The 26,275-nt window shown below is 69.4% G+C and carries 23 protein-coding genes; 10 read left to right on the top strand and 13 right to left on the bottom strand.

All coding sequences use genetic code 11. The annotated features are described in order from the left end of the window. The first annotated feature begins 133 nt into the window (after nucleotides 1–133). Nucleotides 134–1,267 (top strand): PP2C family protein-serine/threonine phosphatase, encoded by a 1,134-nt coding sequence (locus LGI35_RS41385; RefSeq protein WP_341483481.1) that lies wholly within the window; start codon nucleotides 134–136, stop codon nucleotides 1,265–1,267. Here LGI35_RS41385 and LGI35_RS41380 read toward each other — a convergent pair. The 4 genes from LGI35_RS41380 to LGI35_RS41365 all read right to left on the bottom strand — a co-directional run bounded on the left by LGI35_RS41380 (nucleotide 1,215) and on the right by LGI35_RS41365 (nucleotide 5,765). Next, nucleotides 1,215–1,823: a MarR family winged helix-turn-helix transcriptional regulator gene (locus tag LGI35_RS41380; RefSeq protein ID WP_227299571.1), complete on the bottom strand. Its 609-nt coding sequence runs from the start codon at nucleotides 1,821–1,823 to the stop codon at nucleotides 1,215–1,217. The genes LGI35_RS41385 and LGI35_RS41380 overlap by 53 nt on opposite strands. After that, entirely contained in the window at nucleotides 1,823–3,667 is a 1,845-nt protein-coding gene (locus LGI35_RS41375) for an MFS transporter (protein ID WP_227299570.1), read from the bottom strand. Before LGI35_RS41375 ends, LGI35_RS41380 begins: the two co-directional genes overlap by 1 nt. Nucleotides 3,668–3,832: 165 nt before the next feature. Then, a complete protein-coding gene (locus LGI35_RS41370) occupies nucleotides 3,833–5,443 on the bottom strand; it encodes an APC family permease (RefSeq protein WP_227299569.1) in 1,611 nt (536 codons plus the stop codon). Nucleotides 5,444–5,525: 82 nt separating this feature from the next. Continuing rightward, nucleotides 5,526–5,765: a DUF5302 domain-containing protein gene (locus tag LGI35_RS41365; RefSeq protein ID WP_227299568.1), complete on the bottom strand. Its 240-nt coding sequence runs from the start codon at nucleotides 5,763–5,765 to the stop codon at nucleotides 5,526–5,528. Nucleotides 5,766–6,252: 487 nt separating this feature from the next. Here LGI35_RS41365 and LGI35_RS41360 point away from each other — a divergent pair, with 487 nt between their 5' ends. Genes LGI35_RS41360 through LGI35_RS41350 form a run of 3 tightly spaced genes read left to right on the top strand, consistent with a single transcriptional unit; the run spans nucleotide 6,253 to nucleotide 11,317 of the window. Continuing rightward, nucleotides 6,253–7,194 carry an ABC transporter ATP-binding protein gene (locus LGI35_RS41360; RefSeq protein ID WP_227299567.1) on the top strand — a complete coding sequence of 314 codons (942 nt, stop codon included), beginning with the start codon at nucleotides 6,253–6,255 and terminating at the stop codon, nucleotides 7,192–7,194. Further along, the gene (locus LGI35_RS41355) at nucleotides 7,191–8,549 is read left to right on the top strand and encodes an ABC transporter permease (RefSeq protein ID WP_227299566.1); all 1,359 of its coding nucleotides are present in this window, start codon (nucleotides 7,191–7,193) and stop codon (nucleotides 8,547–8,549) included. The genes LGI35_RS41360 and LGI35_RS41355 overlap by 4 nt, the downstream gene beginning before the upstream one ends. Nucleotides 8,550–8,554: 5 nt before the next feature. Further along, on the top strand, nucleotides 8,555–11,317 hold the full coding sequence (locus tag LGI35_RS41350) for a bifunctional YncE family protein/alkaline phosphatase family protein (RefSeq protein WP_227299565.1): 2,763 nt from the start codon (nucleotides 8,555–8,557) through the stop codon (nucleotides 11,315–11,317). A gap of 112 nt (nucleotides 11,318–11,429) precedes the next feature. On the opposite strand, the gene LGI35_RS41345 is transcribed toward LGI35_RS41350, so the two are convergent. After that, on the bottom strand, nucleotides 11,430–12,869 hold the full coding sequence (locus LGI35_RS41345) for a purine-cytosine permease family protein (RefSeq protein WP_227299564.1): 1,440 nt from the start codon (nucleotides 12,867–12,869) through the stop codon (nucleotides 11,430–11,432). A gap of 277 nt (nucleotides 12,870–13,146) precedes the next feature. On the opposite strand from LGI35_RS41345, the gene LGI35_RS41340 reads away from it, so the two are divergent. Next, nucleotides 13,147–14,034, top strand: coding sequence for an MBL fold metallo-hydrolase (locus LGI35_RS41340; RefSeq protein WP_227299563.1), 888 nt, complete (start codon nucleotides 13,147–13,149; stop codon nucleotides 14,032–14,034). On the opposite strand, the gene LGI35_RS41335 is transcribed toward LGI35_RS41340, so the two are convergent. Together LGI35_RS41335 and LGI35_RS41330 are read right to left on the bottom strand one after the other, a co-directional pair. Further along, nucleotides 13,985–15,430, bottom strand: coding sequence for a GntP family permease (locus LGI35_RS41335; protein WP_227299562.1), 1,446 nt, complete (start codon nucleotides 15,428–15,430; stop codon nucleotides 13,985–13,987). The genes LGI35_RS41340 and LGI35_RS41335 overlap by 50 nt on opposite strands. A 182-nt stretch (nucleotides 15,431–15,612) precedes the next feature. After that, on the bottom strand, nucleotides 15,613–16,602 hold the full coding sequence (locus tag LGI35_RS41330; protein ID WP_227299561.1) for a Bug family tripartite tricarboxylate transporter substrate binding protein: 990 nt from the start codon (nucleotides 16,600–16,602) through the stop codon (nucleotides 15,613–15,615). 97 nt (nucleotides 16,603–16,699) lie between these two features. Here LGI35_RS41330 and LGI35_RS41325 point away from each other — a divergent pair, with 97 nt between their 5' ends. Beyond that, the gene (locus LGI35_RS41325) at nucleotides 16,700–18,346 is read left to right on the top strand and encodes a sensor histidine kinase (protein ID WP_227299560.1); all 1,647 of its coding nucleotides are present in this window, start codon (nucleotides 16,700–16,702) and stop codon (nucleotides 18,344–18,346) included. Further along, a complete protein-coding gene (locus LGI35_RS41320) occupies nucleotides 18,343–19,053 on the top strand; it encodes a response regulator (RefSeq protein ID WP_227299559.1) in 711 nt (236 codons plus the stop codon). Before LGI35_RS41325 ends, LGI35_RS41320 begins: the two co-directional genes overlap by 4 nt. Before the next feature lie 129 nt (nucleotides 19,054–19,182). On the opposite strand, the gene LGI35_RS41315 is transcribed toward LGI35_RS41320, so the two are convergent. Then, nucleotides 19,183–19,701, bottom strand: coding sequence for a lamin tail domain-containing protein (locus LGI35_RS41315; RefSeq protein WP_227299558.1), 519 nt, complete (start codon nucleotides 19,699–19,701; stop codon nucleotides 19,183–19,185). A gap of 419 nt (nucleotides 19,702–20,120) precedes the next feature. Here LGI35_RS41315 and LGI35_RS41310 point away from each other — a divergent pair, with 419 nt between their 5' ends. Beyond that, a complete protein-coding gene (locus tag LGI35_RS41310) occupies nucleotides 20,121–20,915 on the top strand; it encodes an SDR family NAD(P)-dependent oxidoreductase (RefSeq protein ID WP_227299557.1) in 795 nt (264 codons plus the stop codon). 124 nt (nucleotides 20,916–21,039) lie between these two features. On the opposite strand, the gene LGI35_RS41305 is transcribed toward LGI35_RS41310, so the two are convergent. Both LGI35_RS41305 and LGI35_RS46705 read right to left on the bottom strand, forming a co-directional pair. Then, a complete protein-coding gene (locus tag LGI35_RS41305; RefSeq protein ID WP_227299556.1) occupies nucleotides 21,040–22,092 on the bottom strand; it encodes a cytochrome P450 in 1,053 nt (350 codons plus the stop codon). Between the two features lie 108 nt (nucleotides 22,093–22,200). Further along, on the bottom strand, nucleotides 22,201–22,281 hold the full coding sequence (locus tag LGI35_RS46705) for a tryptorubin family RiPP precursor (protein ID WP_227300733.1): 81 nt from the start codon (nucleotides 22,279–22,281) through the stop codon (nucleotides 22,201–22,203). 395 nt (nucleotides 22,282–22,676) lie between these two features. Between LGI35_RS46705 and LGI35_RS41295 the strand changes: the two genes are divergently transcribed. Beyond that, nucleotides 22,677–23,630, top strand: a complete 954-nt coding sequence (locus LGI35_RS41295; RefSeq protein ID WP_227299555.1) for a DUF5996 family protein — start codon at nucleotides 22,677–22,679, stop codon at nucleotides 23,628–23,630. A 36-nt stretch (nucleotides 23,631–23,666) separates the two neighbouring features. Here the strand turns inward: LGI35_RS41295 and LGI35_RS41290 are convergent, their stop codons facing one another. After that, a complete protein-coding gene (locus tag LGI35_RS41290; protein ID WP_227299554.1) occupies nucleotides 23,667–24,158 on the bottom strand; it encodes an SRPBCC family protein in 492 nt (163 codons plus the stop codon). A 161-nt stretch (nucleotides 24,159–24,319) separates the two neighbouring features. Then, nucleotides 24,320–24,862 (bottom strand): DUF1707 SHOCT-like domain-containing protein, encoded by a 543-nt coding sequence (locus LGI35_RS41285; RefSeq protein WP_227299553.1) that lies wholly within the window; start codon nucleotides 24,860–24,862, stop codon nucleotides 24,320–24,322. Between the two features lie 152 nt (nucleotides 24,863–25,014). On the opposite strand from LGI35_RS41285, the gene LGI35_RS41280 reads away from it, so the two are divergent. Next, nucleotides 25,015–25,431 (top strand): VOC family protein, encoded by a 417-nt coding sequence (locus tag LGI35_RS41280; RefSeq protein ID WP_227299552.1) that lies wholly within the window; start codon nucleotides 25,015–25,017, stop codon nucleotides 25,429–25,431. Between the two features lie 173 nt (nucleotides 25,432–25,604). Here the strand turns inward: LGI35_RS41280 and LGI35_RS41275 are convergent, their stop codons facing one another. Continuing rightward, nucleotides 25,605–26,246 (bottom strand): class I SAM-dependent methyltransferase, encoded by a 642-nt coding sequence (locus tag LGI35_RS41275; protein WP_227299551.1) that lies wholly within the window; start codon nucleotides 26,244–26,246, stop codon nucleotides 25,605–25,607. Between the last annotated feature and the right edge of the window lie 29 nt (nucleotides 26,247–26,275).

The raw sequence follows: 26,275 nt of genomic DNA, 5'->3' as shown, positions 1-26,275 counted from the left end.
GCTGAGCTCCGCGACGCGGGCAGTGTCGCCGTGGCGGCCCCTCTGCGGTCAGGAATCGTCACCCTGTGCAATCAGCGCAGGTGATGGCCCTCTCGATGCCCATGTCGCGCTGCGAGGGTGCACAGTGGATGACGTGGGCCAACGGCGGCGCTCGGGCGGTCTGTGGCAGCGGTGGCAGCCGAGTCACGCGCTGGTGATGTTTCCGCTCGCGCTCATCGTGGTGATCACGTTCGTGGACCTCCTGGTTCCGGCCGACGTGCATCTGGGGCCGCTGCTGGTCGTGGCCCCCGCACTCACCGCCTCCTTCGCCGGACCTCGCCTGACAGCGTTCATCGGGGCCTTGGCCGTCGGGGCCCAGGCGTTCATCGGCATCCATTTCGGCGTCCTGAACACACGCAACGTGATGGTGCAGATCTTCTCCCTCGCCCTCCTCACTAGCCTGATCGTGTTCTTCTGCCGCGTGCGCGAGCACCGGAGACGGGAGCTGGCCAAAGTGCGGTCCGTGGCCGAGGCCGCGCAGAAGGCCCTGCTGCGGCCGCTCCCCCACCGCATCGGCCCGTTGCGGATCGCGTCGCTGTACCTGGCGGCGGAGGACGAGGCCGAGATCGGCGGCGACCTCTACACGGCGACCGGCACCGACGACGGCGTACGGATGATCATCGGTGATGTCCGAGGACACGGGCTGTCCGCCGTCGGCGAGTCGGCGCTGCTGCTCGGTTCGTTCCGCGTGGTCGCCGACCAGCACGCGACGCTGCCCGCGCTCGCTGTCGCCCTGGACCGGAGTGTGTCCCGCTACCTCGCCGATTTCGTCGAGGCGGAGGACGAGGTCGACGAGCACTTCATCACCGCCCTGCTGCTGGACATCCCCATTCACGGGCGCATGACCCGCATGACCTCTTGCGGGCATCCCCCGCCGTTACTGCTGCACGAGCACCGCGTCCGCACCCTCACCAGTCCCCACCCGGCCCCGCCCCTCGGCGTGGCCGGGCTGCGGGTCGCGCCGTATCCCGTCGACGAGTTCGCCTTCGACGCCGGTGACACCTTGGTCCTCTACACGGACGGGGTCACCGAGGCCCGCGATGAGGGCGGAGTCTTCTATCCGTTCGCGCAGCGAGTCGAGCAGTGGACCACGAGCAGCCCGGAAGCGCTCCTGGATCACATCCGCCGGGACCTCCTCGCCCACTGCCGAGGGCACCTCAGCGACGACGCCGCCATCATCGCCATCCAGCGCGATCCGGCCCCCCGGCCGGGCGGCGCCGACGGGTAGGTAGGCCCTGGCGTCGGCCGGTCCCCGGTGGCTCGCCCGGCGGGGGTTCGGCGGGGCGCTGCGTGGAGAGGGCTTCCAGGGCAGGCAGGGCGTCGTGCAGGGTGTGCCGGTGATCGGCGGTGAGCTGGTCGATCCGCTCGGCGAGACGGGTGGCTGCTTGGCGGCGCGTGGAGTCAAGAAGTGCCTGGCCCGTTTCGTTGAGCGCGATCAGGGTGGCTCGCTGGTCCTTCGGGTCCGCCTCGCGTTCGATCCATCCGAAGCCGTCGAGCAGGTCCACCATGCGGGAGACGGTGGACAGGGCGATGCCCATGCGTGTGGCGAGGTCGCTGATGCGCAGCGGCCCGTGCGCGGAGAGGGCCGCCAGGGCGGCCAGGCGGCTGGGGGTGAGTTGGTTCTGCATGCCTTGGGCGCGCAGTTCGGGGAGGAGCTGCTGAATCGCGGCACGGAGCCTCTCGGCGAGCTCCGCCGACTGCTCGGAGTCGAAGGGGTCCGAGTCGGCGGCGTCGGAGTCGAAGGCAGCGGAGTCGAAGGCAGCGGAGTCGAAGGGGGAGGTCATCACGGCCCCTCCGATCGGGGCGTCGGCTGGGCTGCCGGGGGCGAGGGCGTCTGTGGGGGCGGGGCTGTCCGTGCGGGCGCGGCCGTCTGTGGGGGCGGGGCGAGTGCCGGAAGCGGGACGGGTTGGGGCAGAGGCCTGTCGTCGTGGATGTAGCGGCCGCCGCGCAGCATGGAAGCGATGGCGGCGACGACGCACGCGGCGATCGCGAAGTCGAAGGCCACGGACAGACCGTCGGCGAACGGCTGGGAGATCAGCTCCGGGAAGAAGCCGCGCCCGGTGAGGTAGTGGGCGTGGCCCGGGGGCAGTTGAGCGAGGACGTGCGGGCCGAGCAGGGTCTGGATCGGGTTGTAGCCGAGGAGCGAGGCGAACAGCACGCCGACCGGCGGGAGGGCGGCGACCTTCGCGGCGTCGGCGGCGGGTACCCCCTGCGCGGTCAGGCCGTGGTTGAGGGCGTCGGGGAGGGCGACGGACAGACCCGCGATCATCAGGGAGAAGAAGATGCCGATGGAGAGCACCGTGGCCGAGTTCTGGAACGTGGTGCTGATCCCGGCGCCCACCCCACGCTGGTCGGGCGGCAGGCTGTTCATGATGGCCGCCCGGTTGGGTGCCGCGAAGAGGCCCATGCCGAGCCCGTTCAACAGCAGGACGAGGGCGAACGCCGGGTAGTTGAAGTCGACCGGCAGCGCCTGGAGGGCCAGGAAGGTGGCGGCGGCCAGCAGCATGCCTCCGGTGGCGAAGGCCCTGGCCCCGAACCGGTCCGAAGCCCAGCCGGAGAAGGGCCCCGCCACCAGGAACCCGACCGTCAGCGGGAGCATGTAGATGCCGGCCCACAGCGGGGTCTGCTCGAAACCGTAGCCGTGGCGGGGCAGCCAGATGCCCTGGAGCCAGATGATCAGGATGAACATCAGGCCGCCGCGCCCGAGCGCCGCCAGCAGACTGGCCACGTTCCCCGCGGTGAACGCGCGGATCCTGAACAGCGACAGGTGGAACATCGGCTCGGGGACCCTGGTCTCCACCACGCAGAAGACGGCCAGCATCGCCATCCCGCCGGTGATCGCGGCGATCACCCCGGGGTTGGCCCAGCCCATGATGTCGCCGCCGTAGGGCTGGATGCCGTAGGTGATGCCGGCCAGTACGGCGATCAGGCCCACGGCGAAGGTGAGGTTGCCCCACCAGTCCAGGCGTGCCCCCGCCCGTACGCCCGTGTCGTACAGCTTCAGATAGGCCCACACGGTGCCGAACAGGCCGAACGGCACGGACACCAGGAACACCAGATGCCAGTTGAGGGGCCCGAGCAGTCCGCCGAGGACGAGGCCGATGAAGGATCCGGTGATGCCCGCCACCTGGTTCAGCCCCAGTGCGAGGCCGCGCTGACGGGCGGGGAAGGCGTCGGTGAGGATGGCGTTGGAGTTCGCCATCAGCATCGCCCCGCCGACACCCTGCAGGACCCGCATGCCGATCAGCCACAGGGCGCCCGCCGTGCCGTGCATCCAGGTCACCGACAACAGCACCGAGAACACGGTGAACACCGCGAATCCCATGTTGTACATCCGGACCCGGCCGTACATGTCACCGAGGCGTCCGAAGCTGACCACCAGCACGGCGGTGACCACCATGTAGCTCATGATCAGCCACAGCAGCAGGCTCGTGTTGCCGGGCTGTAGCGGATCCACGCCGATGCCCCGGAAGATGTCCGGCAAGGCGATGAGCATGATCGACATATTGATCGTCGCGATCAGCACGCCCAGCGTGGTGTTGGAGAGCGCGATCCACTTGTAACGCGGTCCCGGCTCCCGGAGGCCACCCCGACGTGCGGCGGCCGACTCAGCGGTTGTCCTTGCCACAGGGCATCACTCCCGCCGGAGTTAGTTGCTTGACATCAACCAATCTACTCCGGCCGCCCGGATGCGGCCATGGCTCCTGACCTGGGCAAACAGGTCAGCCGATGGGTTTTCGCCATCGCCGGGCGCCGGTGCGGAGTGATCGCGAGGCGCCTGACCCTCACATCCCTAGAACACCCGCTCGGCCGACGGATCCGTACGGAGATGGGCTGCGCCCGAGCGCACCGCCCATACGAAGACCGCGAGAGCCAGAACGCCGACCACGACGGTGTCGTACGGAGCCGGCAGTCGGCCGGAGCCACCGAACGTGCCGAGCCATGACAGCAGGGTCAGCGCCGCCAGATGGAAGACGATCCAGGCCCCCTGACGCAGTTCCTCGCGGACGGGCCGTCCCGCTGTCCGGCCCTGTTGCAGCAGGTACAGCGGGACACCGGCCAGGACCAGGGGCAGGGCGAGCCGCAGGTGTTCCCAGCCGGACCAGTAGATGAACTCGGTGGCCACGGCGAAGCTGACCGGCGCGATCCAGCGCACGCCCCGCACCTGACCGTCCGCGAGGGGCACTCCGCGTTCTCGGTCGTGCGCCCGGAAGGACGCGACGGCGACCGCCGAGGCGGCGTAGATCAGGAGGTACATGTCCCCCATCACGCTCACGATGTCCTGCCAGCCGCCGAACGGCAGCATGAACAGGATGATGACGACGAGGTTGAGGACCAGGGCGCGGCGCGCGATCCCGGAGCGGGGGTCGATGCGCATGAAGAACCGGGGCACCAGGCCGTTCTTCGCCAGGGCGTAGGTGTGGCGGGCGTCGATGGCGACGCCCACGTAGGCCGAACCGCCCGGGGAGACCACCGCGTCGGCGTAGAGCAGCGTGGCCAGCCAGTGCAGGTTGAGCACTAGGGCGAGCTGGCCGAACGGCGAATCGAAGTTCACGCCCTGCCAGCCGTGCGCGAGGAGCGAGTCGGGCACCGTGTAGAGGAAGGCGAGTTGGAGCCCGAGGTAGACCAGCACCGCGAGGCCGATGCCGGTGAGCACGGCCGCGGGAACGTTGCGGCGGGGGTTGCGGGCTTCGCCGGAGAAGTCCAGGGGGGCCTGGAAACCGTTCACGGAGTACACGATGCCGCCGCCGGCGAGCGCGGTCAGGCAGGCGGCGTAGCCGTAAGGGGCGAAGCCGCCGTGCTCGGTGAGGCGGCCCGAGTGCGTGCCGGACAGGAAGAGCGCGACGATGGTGACAAGGGGGACGACGACCTTGAACACCGACACCAGGTTGTTCAGGCGGGCGAACATCCTCACCGCGAACCAGTTCAGCGCGGTGAGCAGCACGCTGAGCGCGGAGGCGACGCCCAGGCCCGACGCGGTGAGCCGGCCACCCTCGTAGAGCCCGGGCACGTAGTGGGCGGCGTACTGCATGATCGCGCTGATCTCGGCGGCGGTGCCTCCCACGGAGAGCAGGACGGACCAGCCGACGACCGTGCCGACCAGCCGGCCGCTCGCGTACAGCGGCCACCGGACGGTGCCGCCGCCCTCTGGCCTGGTGGCGCCGAGTTCGACCATGACCAGGGCCACCAGTGCGCAGAGCGCGCCGGCCGCGATCCAGGACAGCAGTGCGGCGGGGCCGGCGGTCTGCGCGGCGTACAGGGCGGCGAACAACCAGCCCGAGCCGAGGATGTTGGAGAAGCCGATCGCTGTCAGGCCCCAGAAACCGAGGTCCTTGCGGAGCCGGTTCTCCTCGGCGTGGGCTTCCGGGTCACCCACGGTCCCCGCCGGCTGATACCGCGCCACGTGGCAACCTCCCAGACGATCACAGACCCAGGGGGCTCAGCGTGCCATGCGGCGCGTCACCTTCGAAGGAGCGCTGCCGTGGTCAGCCGCCGCTCTTGCGTCGGAACGACTTCTGGCTCGAAGCCGGACCGTGCGCACCGCGGATCTTCGATCCGGTCTTCGCGGCGCCGCCGGCGGCGTCCGACTGCAGGCCGCGCTTACGGTCCAGCGCCTCGCGGAACTTGCGCTTCAGGTCGTACTGGCCGTCGGCGTCGGGCGCAAGGCCTTCGTTCGCGGCCTCGGTCGGCTCCGAACCTTCCTGCGATGCAGACTCTGCAGCCATGGGGACCTCCTGGGTTCGGGCAATGGGAAGGACAGCTTGTCATGCCCGTCAGCACTTGTGTGCCTTCGCCCGATGCCGCCGATGGTCACCGGCGGACGGTCAGGTTGATACGACGGCCGCTTCGAGCGCTGTGATGAAGGCGGTCCGGTCGGGGTCGGAGAGCGGCTGAGCGAGCCGGCCTGCTGCGCTGCCGTCGCGGCCGCCGTGTCGACGAGGCAGGACGCGGCCAGCAGGAGCGCTGCCGTTCCGGCCGGGGCCCGGAGCCGCGACGAGGCCAGGTCCACCGAATGGGCGCCCGGCGCGGACTCTGGATGATGTCGCGTCAACTTCCCCTGAAAGAAGGTCTGTTCGACATATCGACCGTCACCGGCCGGGCATCGGCGTGACGGATTCCGGCCGTCTCCCGTTCCCCGAACGTCAAGCATCCGTCCCCGCTTGCGTCGTGTGCCGTCCCTAAGGTCCTCGGAGGTTTCCAAGGAAGGCACTCATGGACGAACGCCTCGCAATACGGGCTCGCGGGATCACCAAGTGTTTCGGCGACGTCGTCGCGCTCGACGGCGTCGATCTGGATGTGGCGCAGGGGCAGATCCACGGCCTGGTCGGACCGAACGGCGCCGGGAAGACGACATTGCTCGGCCTGCTGCTGGGCCTGGCCGTCGCCGACGACGGCCGACTGGACATCCTGGGTGCGCCCATCGGGCGGGCGCTCGCCGCTCCCGAGGGTGTCGCCGGCTTCGTGGACGGTCCCGGTCTCTATCCCTCGCTCACCGCCAGGCAGAACCTGGCCGCGTTGGCCTCCCTGCGCGGCCTCGACGCACGGGCGTCGGGGATCGACGACGTGCTCGGGCAGGTCGGGCTCACCGATGTCGCCGACGACCGCACCCGCGGCTTCTCCCTCGGCATGCGTCAGCGGCTCGGTCTCGCCGCGGCCCTGCTCACCAAGCCCCGGCTGCTTGTGCTCGACGAACCGTCGAACGGCCTCGACCCGGCAGGCAAGAAACACGTACACGGTGTCCTCGCCCGGCTCGCGACGGAGGGAACCGGCGTCGTGCTGTCGAGCCACCGCATGGACGACGTCGAGGCGCTGTGCTCGGAGGTCACCATCCTTGCCACCGGACGGATCGTCTTCTCCGGCCCGCTGAGCAAGCTGGCCGCCGAGAACAGTGAGCTCGACTACCGGCTGCTGACCTCCGACCCGCAGGCCGCGCGCCGCCTCGCGGCCGACACCGCCGGGATCCGCGTCGTCGACGACGCCGTGGGACGGCACGACACCGAGGCGCTCGTCGTGCGCGCGCTGGTGCCCGCCCTCGACGAACTGGTGGTGCGGCTCGTGCGGGCGAACGTCGCACTGCGCGAACTCTCGCCCGTGGTGTCGCCGCTCGAAGCGGCGTTTCTCGCCCTCACCGAGCAGCAGGAGAACAGCAGATGACCGCAACCGTCGCGGCCGGCCATGTCGCCATTCCCGCCCCACGTGTCTCGGTGGCGCGCGGCTACCGTTTCGAGCTGGTCAAGCTGGTCTCGCAGTGGCGGATCCGGCTGCTGGTCCTCGCCTGCTGGATCGCGCCGGCGCTCTTCGTCGCCGCCGTGAGTCAGCAGAGTTCGCTCCCCGTCGACACGCTCTTCGGTCGCTGGATGCACGCCACCGGATGGGCCGGATCGCTGGTGGTGCTCGGTTTCTCGGGCACCTGGGCGCTCCCGCTGCTGACTTCGGTGGCCGCCGGTGACGTGTTCGCCGCCGAGGACCGGCTCGGCACCTGGCGCCATCTGCTCGTCGCGGTCCGCTCGCCCCGGCGGATCTTCGCGGCGAAGGCACTGGCCAGCCTCACCGTCATCCTGCTGCTCGTGGCCGGGCTGGCCTGTTCCGGCGCGGCCGGCGGGGTCGTGGCGGTGGGCAACCAACCGCTGGTGGGGCTCGACGGCCACCTGTTGTCGCCCGGAGACGCGGCCGTTCAGGTCCTGCTCGCCTGGGTCTGTGTACTCGCCCCGACGCTGGCCTTCGCCGCGATCGGACTGCTCGGGTCCGTCGCGCTCGGGCGCTCCCCGATGGGGCTCCTGCTGCCCATGCTCGTCGCGCTCACGATGCAGCTCGCCCAGATGCTGCCGCTCCCTGTCGCGGTACGCCTCGCCCTGCCCAGTTACGCCTTCATCGCCTGGAACGGTCTGTTCACCGGCCCGGCACAGGTCGGTCCGCTCTTCGTCGGCATCGTTGTCAGCCTGTTGTGGGCAGTGACCGCGACGGCGCTCGCCTATGTCCTTTTCCTCAGGCGGGACTTCACCGATCTGACCCACGACGGCTCGGGGCGCCGGGCCACCACCGTCGGAGCCCTGCCGCTCGTCGGGCTCCTCGTTCTGACGGCGGTCGCCGTCGCCCCGGCGACCTCGGCCACGGGTTCCGGGATCGAGCAGGACAAGGTGCAGCGCTCGGTCGCCACGGCGTTCGCTCATCTCTACCGCCTGCAGACCGAGCAACTCAACCGACCCGACGTCACGGAGGCGCAGCTCAAGGCGAGCGCGGCGTGCACCAAGGGCAGCGTCAGGGTCGCGGCCGAAGGGCCGGGCAACGACTGGCGCTGCGTCGTCTCCTGGCACCTCCCCGACGTCGAGGCCACCGGGTCGGCCATCTATCAGCTCGACGTCACCGCCGACGGCCGGTTCATGGCCGACGGCGATGGACCGAAGGAAGTGAACGGCTACTTCCTGGTGCGGACCCCGACCGGGGACGGACCGAACCCGCTCTGGCAGTTCGACGGCAACGTCGAGCTGTTCTCCACCTCGAAGGGATAAGTCACATGCAGGTGACACGCCGTCGCAGGCGTGCCGCGAAGGGCCGTTCCGGCCTTCTCGGCAGACACATCGGCCGCCGGACACCCCTGGCCACGGCAGGCATCACGGCTCTCGCCCTCGCCGCCGCCGGAACCGCTTTCGCCCAGACGGACCAGTTCGGCACCGACCAGGTCGGCCAGACGACCCGTCAGGGCCAGGTCATCTCCAGTGACCAGTACATCGCCCCGTACGGCGAGCGTCTCGTCGTCGACAACGGCAAGATCATGTCGTCCTCGGTCAGCCCGGACGGCACCCACCTCGCGGCCTCCATCACCGACGGCGGCATGGCGCTGTCGATCGTGGACCTCAAGAGCTGGAAGGTGCAGCAGCTCGTCGGCAACTCCGCGTCGGCCGACCTGCGCATCAGCGGCAACGACGTGGGCCAGGAAGGCCCCACGTACTCGCCCGACGGTTCGCAGCTGTGGCTGGGCCAGATCGACGGCTACACCAGGTTCACCGTGAACGCGGACGGCAGCGTCGCCGACCCGACGTCCATCAAGATCCCGGCGGACGGGCCCAAGCACGCGCTGGTGGGCGAGCCCGTGTTCTCGCCCGACGGCTCCACCGTGTACTCAGCGGTCAACGGCCAGAACCGCGTCGTCGCCATCGACACGGCGACCGGCGCCATCCAGCACAGCTGGTCCGTGGGCAACGCCCCGCGTGACATGGCCGAGGTCGGCGGCAAGCTCTACGTCAGCAACGAGGGCGGGCGTCCGGCGAAGTCCGGCGACACCACGATCAACTCCTACAACACCCAGGTGCCCGCCGACCCGGTGACCGCCTCCACCACCACCGGTACGGTCAGCGTCATCGACCTGGCGAAGCCGGATGCCGCCGTATCGAGCATCAACGTCGGTCTCCACCCGACCGCGCTGTACGCCAAGAAGAACGCGCTGTTCGTCACCAACACCGCCACCAACGACGTGTCGGTCATCGACACGACCAAGAACAAGGTCGTGCAGACCGTCGCCACGCAGCCGTGGCCCGAGTCGTCGGTCGGCTACGAGCCCGACGCCGTGACGCTCACCGACGACGGTCATCTGCTGGTCACGCTCGGCCGCGCCAACGCGGTGGCCGTCTACCGGTACACGACCCCGCAGGAGCCGGTCAGTTACGTCGGTCTGCTCCCGACGGACTACTTCCCCGCCGAGATCGCCACCGTCGGCAAGCAGGTGGTCGTCTCCAACACCCGTGGAATCGACGCCCGACGCCCCACCACCGGCGCCGGGCACGCCACCCACGACACGACGTCGAGCGTGCAGCGGTTCACCCTGCCGAACGACCGCGTCATCAAGTCCGAGACGTCCAAGGTCTTCCAGCAGAACGGCTGGACCCGCGGCTCGGTCACACTGGCCCATGGCAAGGGCAAGAAGACACCGAAGCCGGTGCCGGTCCCCGAGCGGCTCGGTGACCCCTCGACGATCAAGCACGTGTTCCTGATCGTCAAGGAGAACCGGACCTACGACCAGGTCCTCGGCGACGTCCCGGAGGGCAACGGCGACCCGTCGCTGGCGCAGTTCGGCGAGAACGTGACGCCGAACCAGCACGCCTTGGCCAAGCAGTTCGGTCTGTACGACAACACGTACGACATCGGCACGAACTCCGCCGAGGGTCACAACTGGCTGATGCAGGCCGACGACCCGGAGTACACCGAGTCCTCGGCCGGTGAGTACGCGCGCAGTTACGACACCGAGGACGACGCGCTGGGCCACCAGCGCACCGGATTCATCTGGACCGGCGCCCAGGCGGCCGGAAAGTCCGTACGGGACTTCGGCGAGTTCCAGCAGTTCCTGACGAAGCCGGCGGACGCAAGCTGGCAGAACCTTTACTGCGACTCCAAGAACATGGGGGCGACCGGTCAGGACACCGCCTACCCCCTGGTGTCGTCCTCGCCCATCCCGTCGCTCAACTCCGTCTCGGTACACGGGTTCCCGAAGTTCGACACGAGCGTCCCGGACATCTACCGGTCCGAGATCTGGAAGCGTGACTTCGAGAAGAACGGGCCGGCCGACCTCAACATGTTCTGGCTGTCCAGCGACCACACCGGCGGTCCGGCGAACGCAGCCGCCCAGGTCGCGGACAACGACCTCGCGGTCGGCAGGATGGTCGACGAGATCTCGCACAGCAAGTACTGGAAGGACTCGGCGATCTTCGTTGTCGAGGACGACTCCCAGGCCGGTCTCGACCACGTCGACGGCCACCGCGCCCCGATCCAGATCATCAGCCCCTGGGCCAGGCACGGTGTCGTCGACAGCCACTACTACTCGCAGATCACGATGATCCGCACCATCGAGCAGATCCTCGGGGTCCACCCGATGAACCAGAAGGACAGCGCGGCCAGCCCGATGCGTGGGGCGTTCAGCCGGAAGGCGGACGTCACGCCGTTCAAGGCGCTGCCCAACCGGACCTCGCTCACCGGGGGCCTGAAGACCCCGCCCTCCTGCGGCCTGGACACCCCGGCGCCGCAGAACCCCGATGCCGCGCCGGTGCCGTCGGCGAAGGTGCCGGCGGACAAGCAGAAGCTCGCGGCGCAGTGGGACGCCTGGAAGTCGCAGCAGCGGCTGACCGGGCGCGACGCCAAGCCCGACTTCGCGAACCCCGCGCAGATGAACCACTTCACGTGGTACCAGACGCACGAGTGGTCGAAGCCGTACCCCGGCGAGAGCAAGATCTTCGCCCCGAAGGACGTGCCGGGCGCCTACATCCCGTCACCGGAGTCCGACGGGTGACGTAGTCGGAGCGTAGATACCCGACCGTAGAACCCAGGCCGCATGTCCCGGAATGGGCCCCTGCCCGGCATCGATGCCGGGCAGGGGCCCATTCTGCTGAATCGGGCCCGTTTCAGACCGAGCGCCGCTGACGGAGCATCAATCCCGCGTAGACCAGGGCTCCCAGGGACATCCCGACGACTGCGGACACGTCGGCGCCGCCGAGGGCGGCTGCGACCGGGCCGGTGTAGATGGTCGTGTTGGCGCACAGGAGCGCCGCCCCGACGCCGATGGCCATCGCGGCGGCTCCGGCGGGATTCACCCCGTGCCAGTACCAGAAGCGGCTGTTGCGGGTCTGGTCCTGCAACGCGACTCCGTCGTAGCGGTTGCGGCGCATGAAGATGTCCACGGCGTAGATCGTGAACCCAGGGCCGAGGAAGGCGGCGGAGAGTTCCAGACCGCTGTTCATGGTGTCGAGGAAGTCGGACACGAACAGGGAGTAGAAGGTGAGGGCGAGCGCGATGGAGGCGTCGAAGATGACGGTGAACGCGCGGCTCCAGGGGATCCCGCCGGATTGAAGGGCCAGGCCGCCGCTGTACGCCGTGAGTACGTTGTTCGTGATCGAGCCGAAGATGACGACCAGCAGGAAGACGGGGTAGAACCAGCCGGGCACGACCTCCTTCAGTGACGTCTGCGCGTCGTTCATGTCCACCGCCGTCCCGGCCAGGACGCCGAGTCCGCTGAGCAGGACGGCCGGCACGAATCCGCCGACGGCCGTCCACCAGCAAACCGCCTTGCGTGAGGTGTCGGCAGACAGATAGCGGGCGTAGTCCGCGCTGCTGCTCCATGACAGGGGGCCACCCACCATGATCGTGAATCCCGAGGCGAGCACCACCCACAGCTCGTGGCCGTGGACCGCGGTGGCGGCAGGTGCCCGGTAGCCCCAGTCCGTGTGGCGCAGCACGTAGTACGCCAGGACCACGACGCAGACGGTCAGCGCCCAGGTGAACCAGATGCTGCACCGCATGATGGTGGCGTGCCCGTACACGCTGATGGAGAACGTCACGACGGCGGTGACCAGCACGATCGCCACCTTGACCGGGGTGTTCGCGTGGATGCCCAACTGCTCGACCAGTGCGAATCCGGCGAGGGATCCCAGGGCCAGGCTGATCGCCTCGTAGGCCACCGCGACGGTCCACCCGAGCGTCACGTTGAGGAATCTGTTGCCGCGGACGCCGAACATCGCCCGCGTCACCACCCAGCTCGGTGTTCCTGAGCTGGGGCCGCTGATCGCGAGGTACCCCACGCCCGCCCAGAGGAGGTTGCCGGCCACGATCACCGCGAAGGACTGCCAGATGTCGAGGCCGAGCAGCACCATCGCGCCGCCCAGCACGATGTACAGGTAGCTCATGTTGGAAGCCGCCCACACCGTGAACAGGGAACGTGGCCGACCGTGGCGATCGGGGTCCGGGATGTGGTCGACACCGTGGGTCTCCACATGACCGGCGCGGTCCGTGACCGGCTCGCCCCGCTCGGGCCCCTCACTGGTGCCGCCAGTTGCCCTCAACGCCATCCTGACCTCCGGAAACCCGCTATTGGGATGCGCACCAGTTGCTTGTCGGGGTGGGCGTCAACAGCGTCCCAGGTCATGACGTCAACCTCACGGACCGGACGACGCCGCTTGCCCGCCGGCGAGCGTCGAGCGGACCGCGGAACGCATCCCCGGGCTCGGCGAAGGCACCCTCAGCGCGGCGCAGGACGACGGCAGGACCGACACGTAGCCAGGCGATCGACCGACGCCACGCCCGGACCCTCGGTCACGCCTACGGGATCTGGACCCAGGACACATGATGGCAACCCATCCGGCACTCCCCGTGGTCCGGGACTGGTCCAGGGTCACCGCGATCGACGGCACACGCACCCTGATCGACGAACCCCACGTCCATGAACTGCTCGACGCCCACACCTGGTTGGTCCGGGGCCGCGACCGCGATCTCCTCGTCGACGGCGGACTGGGAGTAGGCGACCTTCCGGCGCTCCTCGCGCGGCTCACCGATCGCGAACCGACCGCCGTCCTCACGCACGCCCACGTGGACCACATGGGGGCGGCCCACGCGTTCGCCCATTGCTGGGCACACCCGCTGGAAGCCGTGGCGTCACCGGAACTCGGATCGCTGCTCGGCTCTGCGTGGGCCGCTCAAGGCGGACTCCAGGATTTCGACCTGCCCCCGTCGCCGATCTCCGCGGTTCCACACGCCGGCTACGACCCGTCGAGCTACGAACTGCGCCCCGCACACATCACGCGTCACCTCCGCGACGGGGACCGCGTCGATCTCGGCGACCGCGAGTTGACCGTGCTGCATCTGCCGGGCCACAGTCCGGGCAGCACCGCCCTGTTCGACGCATCCGACGGGACTCTGTTCAGCGGCGACGTCGTGTACGACGACGTACTCCTCGACGAGCTGCCGGGGTCCGACCGTGAGCAGTACGTCCACACCATGAAACGGCTGCGCGAGCTGCCGGTCCGGACAGTCCGCCCGGGCCACGGCCCCAGCTTCGACCGGCAGCGGCTCCGCCGGATCATCGACGACTGCATCGCCTCGGCGGAGGCGCGGGCCACGGGCAGCTCTTGGAAGCCGCTGGTGCCGTCCACCCGCACCTGGTCCGACTCCCGGCGCTCGCGTCCGGTCAGACGAGGACGGACAGGAGCAGGGCCATCCCGAGACCCATCACACTGACCAGCGTCTGCACGACGGTCTGCGTCTTGGCGGCCTGGGTGAGATCCATGCCGAAGGACTCCTTCACCAGCCAGAACCCTGCGTGGTTGACGTAGTTGAGGCCCAGGGAGCCGGCGCCGATCGCGACCACCAGGAGCGAGGCCTCGAGCCCGCCACCCGTGCCGATCAGCGGGGCGACGATGCCGGTGGCCGAGACGATGCCGACGGTGGCCGAACCGGTGGTCAGGGAGAGGAGCAGGGCGATCAGCCACCCCAGCACGATCACGTTGAGGTGGGCTCCCTCGGCCGCGGAGGCGATGGCGTCACCGATACCGGAGTCCTGAAGCACCTGCTTGAACGCGCCGCCGCCACCGATGATGAGCAGGATCGCGGCGATGGACTTGAGGCTGTCCGTCAGGGAGGAGCGGGTCGCCTCGCCGGAGCGGCCATCGCGTACGAGAGTCACACCGAGCGCGAACAGGAAACCGGCGAGCATCGCCACCAGCGGTTCACCGACGAACGTGAGCGCCGCACGCACGGCGCTGGACTCGTCGAGCACGGTTTCGGCGAGGGTGCGCAGCAGCATCAGGGCGACGGGTATGAGAACCGCGGTGACGGCCAGTCCCGTGGACACACCGGCGCGCTGCAGCGTGCCGGTGTCCGTGCCGTTGCCCGAGCCGGCGGGAGAAGCGTCGGTCGTGGTGTCGGCCTCGTTGTTCCGGTCGCCTCCGGTGAACTGGGCCACGAGCACGGGGTCGGGCCGTACGTCGGCGAGGCGGGGCGCGATCCAGCGGGCGTACACAGGGCCGGCCAGGATGACGGTCGGGACAGAGCAGATGATGCCGACGCCGAGGGTCAGGCCGAGGTCTGCGTGGAGGCCCGTCATGGCGGTCAGCGGTCCGGGGTGGGGCGGCACCATGCCGTGCAGGGTGGACAGCGCGGCGATCGCGGGCACGCCGAGCAGCACGTAGGGAGAACCCTTCGTCGCGCCGTCGCCCTCCAGGCGGCGGGCGACGCTGAAGATCAGCGGCAGCAGCACGATGAGGCCGACCTCGAAGAACATCGGAATGCCGATGACGAATGCCGCGGCCCCGACGAGCCAGGGGAGCCTGCGGTTGCTGGACCGGTCGACGATGGCGTGCGCGATGGCGTCGGTGGCGCCGGAGTCGGACAGCAGACGGCCGAGCATGGCTCCGAGGGCGAGGGTGAGGCCGATGTCACCGAGCGTGCCGCCCGCTCCCTCCTCGATGGACCCGGTCAGTTTCGCCACGGGTTCGCCGGCGGCGAGCCCGGTGCCGATGGTCACCACGACGAGGGCGATGAACGGGTGGATGCGGAGCCGGGAGTTGATCAAGTAGATCAGCAGCCCGATCGCCACGGTGAGCACGAGCAACAGGTACCAGGTGTGCGAGGTCATACGGGAGGGGATGCCTTTCGGGATCCGGCCGCGGTCCGGCCGGGGGGAAACGGGCATGGCTCGGCGAGCCCGCGCGCACGGGGCTGGACCGTCCGGTCATGGGTGGGTGGGATTACGTCGGGCAGCTGCCCGTGGTGAAGGCCTTCGGTGTCGAAGCGAGCCGTCGGTGGACGACCGCCGGGTCACTCCCGTCCGAGCGAAGCGGCGAGATCGGCGACGAGCTTGTCCTGCTCGGTGAGGTAGGCCGCGAACGTGTCGCCGGTGGCGAACGCGTCCGTCCAGCCGTGCCGGTCGAGCTCGGCCTGCCACCGCCTGGACCGGTGCAACTCGGTCAACACGTCGACCCAGCGCTGCCTGTCGCTGTCGCTGATGCCGGGCGGGGCGACGATGCCCCGCCAGTTGCTGAAGACCAGGTCGATGCCCGACGCCTTGAGCGTCGGGACCCCGGCCAGGGGCTCGACCGGATGCTCGCCGGTGACGGCGAGGACACGCAGCTGGCCGCTGTCGACCTGGTCGAGGAACTCCCCCAGGCCGCTCGTGGCGAAGTCGACGTCGCCGTCGAGCACTGCCGGCAGCAAGTCGCCGCCACCGCCGCCGTAGCCGACGTAGTGGACCTTCTTGGGCTCGATGCCGACTGTCTTCGCCAGCTCCATGGGCAGCAGGTAATCCGGTCCGCCGGGGGATGATCCGCCACCGACGGCGAGGCGTTCAGGAGCCTTCCGCCACGCGGTGACGAGGTCGCCGACCGTTCTGTACGGCGAGTCCTTGCGGACGACGACCGCGCCTGCCTCCTCGATGAGACGGGCGATCGGTGTGGTCCGGGCGACCGTCACCTTCGCCTTCGCCTCATGCGACGCGCCCACGACGCCGAGGCCCATCTGGAGCGCGAGCTGTCCGTTGCCCCGTTCGTCGGCGATGCGCTGCAGGCCGACCGTGCCGCCCGCGCCGGGAAGGTTGAACACCTGCACGTCCGGCGCGATGTGCGTCTCGTCCATGACCCGGGCCGCGGTCCGCGCCGTGGTGTCGTAGCCGCCACCGGGTGTGTTGGGCACCATGATCCGCAGATCGCGGTCCGACTGTGCCTGCCCGCCCCCGAACACCCCGCATGCGCTGACGGTGAGGAGGGTCAGTACGGCGACGGTGCCGAGAAGGGCACGTGCGGGACCTCTCATGGCACCTCGCTTTCGATTTCAACTGCCGGGCGTCATGATTGTCCGACATGGCACGCGAGCCGCCCACGTTGTGTCAGTAGCAAAGATTGAGTTAATTGTGGTCACGACGTTCCGCCGCCATACCCTCGCGGGCCAGATGCTGGTGCTCCAGCTCGCCATCGTCGTGGTGGTGCTGCTGGCGGTCGCGGGTGTCTCGCTCGCCCAGTCCGAGGCCACCTTCCAGCGGGTCGAAGGCCGCAAGGTCGACGCCCTGGCCGAGCAACTGGGCGCCAACCCCCTGGTCCGCAGTCGGCTCGTGAGGCCTGCCCCGGAGGAGGCACTGGCCCCGCTGGTGCACTCCACGCTGGCGCAGTCCGGCGTCACATCGGTGACCGTGGCCGACGCGCAGGGCCGCATCGTCTCGTCCACCAACCCCACGGTGGTGGGTGAACGGCTGAGCCTGGGGGCGGGGGTGGCCAGGGGTCGCAGCTGGTCCGGCGACATGACGCTGGACGGAAGCCGTGAGCTGGTGGCCCAGGTACCGGTTCTGAGCGCCGCGCGGCAAACGCTGGGCCGGCAGCTCGGCACCGTCATGATCGGAGAGGCCTCCCCCACCGTGTGGCAGCGGCTCAGCGGTGCCTCCTCGTACCTGCTCGCCTACCTGGGCATCGCGAGCGGACTCGGTGTGATGGGTTCCTGGCTCCTTGCCCGGCGGGTCAAACGCCAGACGTACGGCCTGGAGCCACGCGAGATCGCCGGCCTCGCCGAGCACCGCGAGGCGATGCTGTACGGGATCGCCGAGGGCGTCGTCGCACTGGACCCGCAACTCCGCCTCACGCTGGTCAACGACGTGGGCCGGCGCCTCCTCGACCTGCCCGAGGACTGCGTCGGACAGAGCATCGACGACCTGGGTTTCGAGGGGCGGCTGCGGGACGTACTCGTCGGGGCCCGGCACGGTGCGGCCGACCGGCACGACCAGGTGGTGATCCGCCGTGGGCGCCTGCTGGTGATGAACCGGATGACCGTCATGAAGGACGGCCGTCTGCTCGGTTCGGTCACGACCCTGCGCGATCGCACCGAACTGGCCGAGCTGGAAAGGGAGATCGGCTCCTTCCGGAGCTCCTCCGAACTGCTCCGCGCACAGGCCCACGAGTTCGCGAACCAGCTCCACACCATCTCGGGCCTGATCCAGATCGGGGAGCAGGACGAAGTGGTCCGCTACATCCGCGCCCTCAACCAGCGCCGCCAGTCGCTCGATGTGACGCTCGCGCGGCGCGTGCGCGACACCGCGATCGCCGCGTTGCTGATGGCGAAGTCCTCCCTCGCCGCCGAACGCAAGGTCAGCCTGCGGATCTCCGCCGGGACCGCACTCGGCCGTCTGGCCCCGGAGGACGCGGCCGACCTGGCCACCGTGATCGGCAACCTCGTCGACAACGCGGTGGACGCCGCTGCTTCCGATGACGACACCGGCGACGCGTGGGTCGAGGTGGAGCTGCGGCAGGACGCGTCCAGCGTGGAGGTCGTGGTCCGGGACTCCGGCCCGGGACTGCCGCCCGAAGTCGCCCGTGAGGTCTTCGCGCACGGCTTCACCACGAAGGCCGCCCAGGAGGGCGAGCGCGGGATCGGCCTGGCGCTCACCAAGCTCGTCTGCGAGCGCCACAGCGGCGAGATATCGGTGGCCAACACTGCCGACGGCGCCATGTTCACCGCCCACATGCCCCTCGGCCACCCCGCCGATGTGGCGCCCGAAGGAGTCCCCGGATGACCGCCCCGCACGACACGGCCGCAGGAGACGACTCGATCGACGTGCTCGTCGTGGACGACGACTTCATGGTGGCCCGGGTGCACCGCACGTTCGTCGAGCGCGTGGGGCCGTTTCGCGTCATCGGCACGGCTCACACCGGGCAGCAGGCGATCGACGCCGTCGAGGAACTGCGCCCCGACCTCGTCCTGCTCGACCTGTACCTGCCGGACGTCTTCGGCCTCGATCTCATCCCCCGGCTGCGCTCCGCAGGCCACGACTTCGACATCATGGTCATCAGCGCCGCCCAGGAAGCGGAGACGGTGCGCCGCGCGGTCCGCCGCGGCGTGGTCGACTACCTGCTCAAGCCTTTCGACTTCGAGGACCTGCTCCCCCGGCTCGAGCGGTACGCCGCCCGACGCCGCCGGCTGCTCTCCGCGGTCGTACGGGGCCAGGCCGACGTGGACCGCGTGCTGGGTGCGGCGGCCCTGGCCGCTCCGGGCGGTGGCCTGCCCAAGGGCATGAGCGTCGAGACCGCCGCGATGGTCGAACGCGCCCTGCGCGAGGCCGACAGCACTCTGTCCGCGACCGAATGCGCCGCCCTGACCGGCATCTCCCGCGTCAGCGCCCGCCGTTACCTCGAGTACTTCCACGGCACCGGCAGCGCCGGCGTGTCACTGCGCTACGGCGTCGCCGGCCGACCGGAGCGCCGCTACGACTGGCACGGGTGAGGTCAGGGCGGTAACCGTGCCGTCGGCGGCAGCCAAAAGGGGGCGTCCCGCAGGCCGAGCTGCGGAACGCCCCCTCCTGAGGCGGGTCATCGCTGCCCGCGGGCTGGGAGGCCCGCGGGCAGGTTCAGGTCAGCGGTGGCCGCCGCCGTGCCCGTGTCCGTCACCGTGGTGGCCGCGGTCGTCGCGGTGGCCGCCCCAGGAAAGGGTGTCGACCCTCCGGTTGCGGTCATCGCGCAGGGTGGCGGTGTCGGAACGGTTGTCCCACGCGTACCTGCGACGGTCCTGGTACACGTCACGGCCGCTGTCGCGTCCGACACCGGTGTGGACGCGGACCGTCGCGCGGCCCGCCAGGCGGTAGTGATGGAACGTGTAGGTGCGACCGTCCCTGGCCGACAGCGTCCACCCGTCGAGGTTCACGGAGTGGCGGGACGTGTTGGTGACATCGATCCACTCCTTGTTGAGGGAGCGGTTGCTGCCGTTGTCCCAGCCCGGGGAGTCGTACTGCGCGCCGGAGATCTCGACGCGGTCGCGGTGCTGGCGGCCGGCGGCGTCGGCCGATGCCGACGCGGCGAACGTTCCGACCAGGGCGCCGGCCGCGAGAGCGGCGGCGGCCGTACGGCGGGCAGCAACTGACATGAAAGCGGACATGAATGCCCCTTCACTTCGTACTGCAGACCCGTGTACCGGCGTGGTACGCCGCGGGCCTGCTATGTGCGGGTCCCGGCCCGATGGCCGAGAACGCACAACTTGCCAACAGATCGCCCCGAATGTGCGCATGACGTGAAGGCGGTTACAAGTCGTCCATATTTCTGTTGCTCTCACGTGCATCGTCCATTTATGCACTGAAGGCACCAGGTTGACGCCCCGGCCGTTGCCCCGCACGGCTCCGGCCCCGCCTTCAGCCGCGCCTCGCGGCGTTTCGTCACCCAGAAGCGCGTAACAGCCGCACCGCTCCCCACCCGTTCGGCCCCAATTCCGGGTGCCCGGACATCACCGGGGGCTCGCGAGCGGGAAGAGTCCCGTGACGACCTGCCGATCACCCACCCATTCCAGTAAGGGAAAACGACGTGCACCTGGATCTTTCGGGCCGGACCGCTCTGGTGACGGGCTCCACACAAGGCATCGGAGCCGCGATCGCGACCGGACTCGCACGCGCCGGCGCGCGGGTCGGAGTCAACGGACGCGACCGGGGCAGGGTGGAGGCGGCCGTCGAGCAGCTCAAAGTCGGCGTGCCGGACGGCGACTTCGTTCCGGTCGCCGCCGACGTCGGTTCCGAGGAGGGCGCTCGACGCGCCTGGGAAACGCTGCCTGACGTGGACATCCTCATCAACAATCTCGGCATCTTCGACGCGAAGAACCCCTTGGACATCACGGACGACGAATGGCGCCGCTACTTCGAGGTGAACGTGCTGGCCGCCGTCCGGCTCACGCGGCTGTACCTGCCGGGCATGACCGAACGCGGCCGGGGGCGTGTCCAGTACATCGCGAGCGACTCCGCGGTGGTGATCCCCGCCGAGATGATCCACTACGGCATGTCGAAAACCGCCCTGCTCGCGGTCAGCCGCGGCTTCGCCAAGCACGCCGCGGGGACGGGCGTCACCGTGAACTGCGTCATCGCGGGCCCCACTCACACCGGCGGCGTCGAAGACTTCGTGTACCAACTCGTCGACCGCGACCTGCCGTGGGACGAGGCGCAGCGCGTCTTCATGCGCGAGTACCGCCCGCAGTCGCTGTTGCAGCGCCTGATCGAACCCGAGGAGATCGCCAACATGGTGGTGTACCTGAGCTCCGACCTGGCCTCGGCGACCACGGGCGGTGCGCTGCGGGTCGACGGCGGGTACATCGACGCCATCCTTCCCTAGGGCGGCGCCCTTCGATCGTGCGGGTCAGACCGGATGGCTCATGGGGGGGTGCCTCTACCGAACACCACCAAGTACCGTTCTCCCAAAGGGAGTTCGACGGAATTGCGGCAACCCCCGCCAATCGTCAGGCTGTTCGCGCCTTCGTCAGGCGTACTTCCTCGACCCCCAGCAGGCCGAGCAGCGGAACCCTGCCGGTCCGCTGGTCGGGATCGACGACGAGCCCTGCGCCGCGGATCCCGTCCAGCAGGAGTTCGGCGAGCGGCATCACCATGTGCCGTCCCCAGCAACGCTCAGAGGAATGCCCGAAGGGCAGATATCCCGGCGTGGCGTCGGGGTCGAGTTCGTCCCAGCGCTCGGGCCGGAACGCGGGCGCGTCCTCCCACAGGGCCGGGTCACGGTGCGAGAGCAGCGGAAGCAGCAGGACGTCGTCGTCCTCCCGGATCCGGCTGTCGATCGCGGGGTACTCCGGGGAGGCGTTGCGGAGGATGTTCCACGAGGGCGGCAGCAGTCGCAGAGCCTCGTAGATGATGTTGCGGTTCGACGTGCTGTCGTCGAAGGGGGAGCCGAGCCACAACGCATTCGCGACGAGCGTCGAGACCGTGAAACACACCGGTGCGGCCGCTCGCCGGTAGACACCCATCGCGTACCTGCGCTCCTGGTAGCCGACGGCCTCGGCCGCCCGCTCCGCAAGGCCGGTGAGGTGGGCACCGGGTCGCGGCCAGCCGGGCAGCGCGGCGCCCGCGGCGATCACGGACCAGGTCAGCTTGGGTGTCAGTTCGAGGTTACGACTCATCAACATCCGGAGCCGGAGGGGGTCCTGGCCGAGGATGAGGTCCCTCAGGAGGAGGTGCCCGGTCAGAGGCCAAGGACCCGACAGGTCGACGTCCGGCGGCAAGGGGCGCTTCAGCGCCTCGCGGACGTCGTTGCCTGTCGTCCGGGTGACCGAGGAGGCTTCGTTGCGCGAGATCGAGCGGCCGTGCAGCGGCTTGAACGTCGGCCGCTCGGTCTCCGTCGCCCGGCGCGCGGCGAGGATCCGGTCCGCTACGTCGTGTCCGGCCACTCCGACGGTGTCGCTCTCGAGCCGGAAGACGTCCTGGCCCAGGTGGTCGTCGAGGAGGGCTGTCAGTCGCGGGGCGAACACGGTACGGCGCGTTCGCGGCGCGGAGGTGAGCGACACGGGTTCTCCGGTGGCGGTGGGGGCGGAACCCCCGCTGCACGACTGGCGGCGTCGGACGCAACGCTCGCTGTCACCGCGCAGCGGGGGCGGATGGAGGCGCGCGCCGGATCAGTACCAGAGGTACCAGGCGCTCGCCTTCAGGGACTTTCGGGCCGCGGCCTTGTTGCGGATGGCGAAGAGAAGCTTCATCACTGCACCCCCTCTCAGGGCGGACGGAAGGCACGCGACGGATGCCGGGGTGAGCCGGTGAAGATCGCATGCCGGTGGCGCGGTGAACCTTCCCTGCCGTGATCAACGGTCAATCCATCAATTCACCGAAGAGCGTTTCGCATATCCACTTTCAGACTCTGCGTTTGCCCGCGTACGCGGTGCTCTGCGTGGACCGTGTGCGGCCTCGATGGGTCGCCGGATTCGCCTCGTGCCCTGGTCGCGGCGCCGCGGGTCAGGCCAAGAAAGGGGGCGGCGCGTGCGCCGGATCGCGGAAGGCGTCATTCCCACCACGGCCGGTTTGGCCGGATGGGCAGCCCTCGCCGCCGAGCGGGCAGCTCTCCGACCTGCGTGCGAAAATGGCCGGGAGGCTCTCCATGAGCGAACGACTCAACACATGGCCGGCGCTGGCCTACGAGGATCTGGCGCCCATGGTCGACTACGTGAACCGGCTGGTGCAGGTCGGGAGCAAGTACACCCTGGACGACCCCTTCGAGGCCGGCTGGGGAAACATCGTTCTCGATGTCACCCCCCGCGGACTGCGGACGCCGACCTTTCGGCGCCAGGGAGTGACCTTCGACGTGCACTACCGGCTGCTCGACAGTGACGTGGTCGTCGAGTCCGACAGGGGCTCGGTGACGGTCCCCGTGTCCGACGGATCCCTCGCCGCCTTCTACGCGTCGTTCTGCGACGCGGTGGCCGGGCTGGGTGTGCGTCCACCGCGCACGTCGTTGATCTGCGAGATCCCGGGTGCCCCAAGGAAGTTCGAGGACGATCAGGTCGAGCGCACCTGGGACGGCGACAGGGCTCGGCTGATGTGGACGGCGTTCAACCTCGCGGCCGGCGGACTCGAAACATGGCAGGCGCCCTTCCAGGGGCATCGCCCCCGGGTCGGTGTGATGTGGGGCGGTTTCGATCTGTCCGCCACCCGTTACCGGGCGCACCGAGCCACCCCGGAGGCCGACCGTCCGGCGTTCATGCAGAACGCCGCGCGCGATGAATACGTATCGGTCGGGTTCACGTTCGGCGACGCCAAGTCGCCGAACGCAAGTGTCTACGCCTACATCTGGCCCCAGCCGGACGGTCTCGAAGGCCGGACCTGGGGTGTCGACGGCGCGACCTGGAATCCCGATGCGGGTCTGGCCCTGCTGCCGTGGGCCACGCTCAGGGAGACGGCCGACCCGCGCCAGGCCGTCGTGGCGTTCGGCGACGCCGTCTACGAGGCGGCCGTGCAAACTGCGGGCTGGCCGGCCGACCTGATCGGACCCCGCTGCGACGGCTGGCGCATGAGCACGACACCACCAGCTGCGGTCGGGGGCCGAGATCAGTGAACCAACGGCCTCGCCGGACGGCACCGACTCGCGTCGTCATTCCGTGCGGACATCCCTACCGGAGACGAGCCCGGCCAAGTGGTGCAACGAGTTGATGAGATGCTCCGGGCCGAACGGCGGGAACTGGATGTACTCCCGGATGTGCTGTGGCACCGCCGACCAGTCGTAGGTGAGCGTGACCTCGGTCTCGGACGGCCCGAGCGGCGCAAGGTCGTAACGCCAGATCCAGCCGCCGAAGTCCAGGTCTCCGTCGTCCTTCCGGTACCCCGTCAGCCAGCCGATGGTGCGCGGCGGGCCGAGCACCTGGACCTTGTTGACCGTCTGGTACTCACCGTTGGGATGGTTGGGGTGGTACATGTCCATCCGGAAGATCTGCCCCACCTCGGTCAACGGCGCCCGGTCGACGGATTCCTGAACCCAGCCGGTGCCGTCGATCGCGGAATGGGCCGTCGGGTCCGCCAGTACGGCGAACACCCTCTCGGCGGGCGCGGCCACGGTCAGGGTGGCGCTCACGTTGTTCTCGGCCATGATGCGCACGCTCCTCGTCAGCTGATCTCAGGCCTCCGCAGAAGCGGAAGTGGGGGTTCCCGGGTTCCCCCTCTGCAGACGAGGCGGCGAGGTGGAACTCATCGGTCATGGGGGCGGGACACGCTCCCGGGCCACCACTGACGACAGTAGGCGTCGGTCCTTCAACGCCGCGCGTGGCGGATCTTCAACCGGCCGAACCCCATGGTCCCGGAGATCCGAATCCTCGGCCCGCCCGGGCCGGAGCGCCGCGGGGCCTTGTAGCGCAGGTCCTTCCACCCCGTGTGCAGACCCTCGACGTCGACGATCGCGTCGCGTGGAACCGTGATCCTGGCCCTGCCGGTGCCGACCTGGAGCTCGATGTCGACTGCCGGGTGCTCGAAGACCGCCCGGGACAGGTCCAGGCGCACACTTCCGAAGGCGGACTCGACCTTGAGGTTGCGAGGGACCTTCCATGCGCCGCGCCGCGTGATCCGTCCGCCGAGGGCGCCGATCGTGGACGAGGTGCCCGCGTCCTCCTCCGGGAGCGAGGCGAGAGCCGGCTCGAGCTCGCGGTGCGTCCTGGCGGTGAGGACCTGCTGCAGACGGTCGTCCATCTCCTCATGCGAGATGTGCCCCTCGGCGTACGCCTCCTGCACGCGTTGCACGGCTGAGTTGCGGTCGTCTTCGCTGATCGGGCGTGCCGGGTTTTCCTGCGGGAGAGTCACCGTTTCACTCTAGTGTCGGGAATTCCGCCGCCGCCGAGAAATCCACGCGCCCAAGGCCCGCCCCCGGGAAATCCGTCTGCGCCTATCCCCGCTGAGCAGGCGGAACGCGACTAGTGTGCACCCCTGACAAAACGTCACGAAAGGAATCCCTCATGGTCTCTCGACTCAATCCGTACATCAGCTTCGCCGGTGACGCCAAGCAAGCCATGGAGTTCTACAAGAGCGTTTTCGGCGGCGACCTGTCGGTGAACACGTACGGAGCGTTCGGTTCCGAGACGCCCCCGGGGTACGCCGACAAGGTCATGCACAGCATGCTGGAGGCCCCGAACGGCTTCGCTCTCATGGGCGCCGACAGCCCTCCGGGCATGGAGCTCAAGCAGGGCAACAACTTCTCGGTGAGCCTGAGCGGCGACGACGCCGGCGAGCTGCGCGGCTACTGGGAGAAGCTGTCCGCCGGCGGCAACGTGGCGGTCCCGCTGGAGAAGCAGATGTGGGGTGACGTGTTCGGCATGTGTACCGACAAGTTCGGCGTCACCTGGATGGTCAACATCAGCGAGGCCGGCGCCTGAACCGCATCGCCCGGGAGCGGAACCGTATGAGTACCTCGCCGAGGTTGCCGGAGCCGCACGCCGCGTGGAAGACCTTCTCGAAGGTCCACGCCCGGACCCGGTCACGCGGCGTGCGGTTGATGTCCCGGCGGGGGTGGTCACCCTCCTCCAGGGCGCGGGCCGTCGGTGTCGCGTCAGCTGTCCCTGCGCATCAGCAGACGCCCCTGACGGAACCGTTCGCCCTCCCGCGGCTCGCGCAGCATCCGGCCCACCTCGGCGAACCCGGCCTCGGCGGCCATCTTCGCCAGGTCCTCGATCGGCCACCGGTAGGCCGTCACCACCTTGTGGTCGAACTCCGTGACCGGATCGTCCCCGGACTCGAAGAAGCCGAGCAAGAGGTGGCCGCCGGGCGTGAGTACGCGGCGGAACTCGTCGAAGTACGAGGGGACGTCCTGCGGTGGGGTGTGGATGACCGAGTACCAGGACACGACGCCGTTCAGCGAGCCGTCGGCCAGGCTCAGCGCGTCCATGGAGCCGACCTCGAACCGCAGGTCCGGGTAGGTCTCGCGGGCCAGATCGATCATCACCGGCGACAGGTCGACACCGAAGACATCGAGGCCGAGGTCCCGCAGGTGCGCGGTCATACGTCCCGGGCCGCAGCCCAGCTCGGCCACGGGCCCGCCCTCGTTCGTCCGCGCCAGTTCGGCGAACGCCGCGAACACCGCGCGGTCGAGCGGCTGGGCGTCCAGAGCATCGCGGGTGAATTCGGCGTAGAGGACGGCCACGGCGTCGTAGGCGTCCGCTGTCGCATGGTGGTGCGAGGGAGATTCAGTCACAAGCGACGAGACTAGAGCCACGCCCTGTC

It is taken from the genome of Streptomyces longhuiensis (genome assembly GCF_020616555.1).
GTDB classification, from domain to species: Bacteria; Actinomycetota; Actinomycetes; order Streptomycetales; family Streptomycetaceae; genus Streptomyces; species Streptomyces longhuiensis.
The sequence above is the reverse complement of the archived record's forward strand: the minus strand, read 5'-3'. Positions and strand labels throughout refer to the sequence as shown.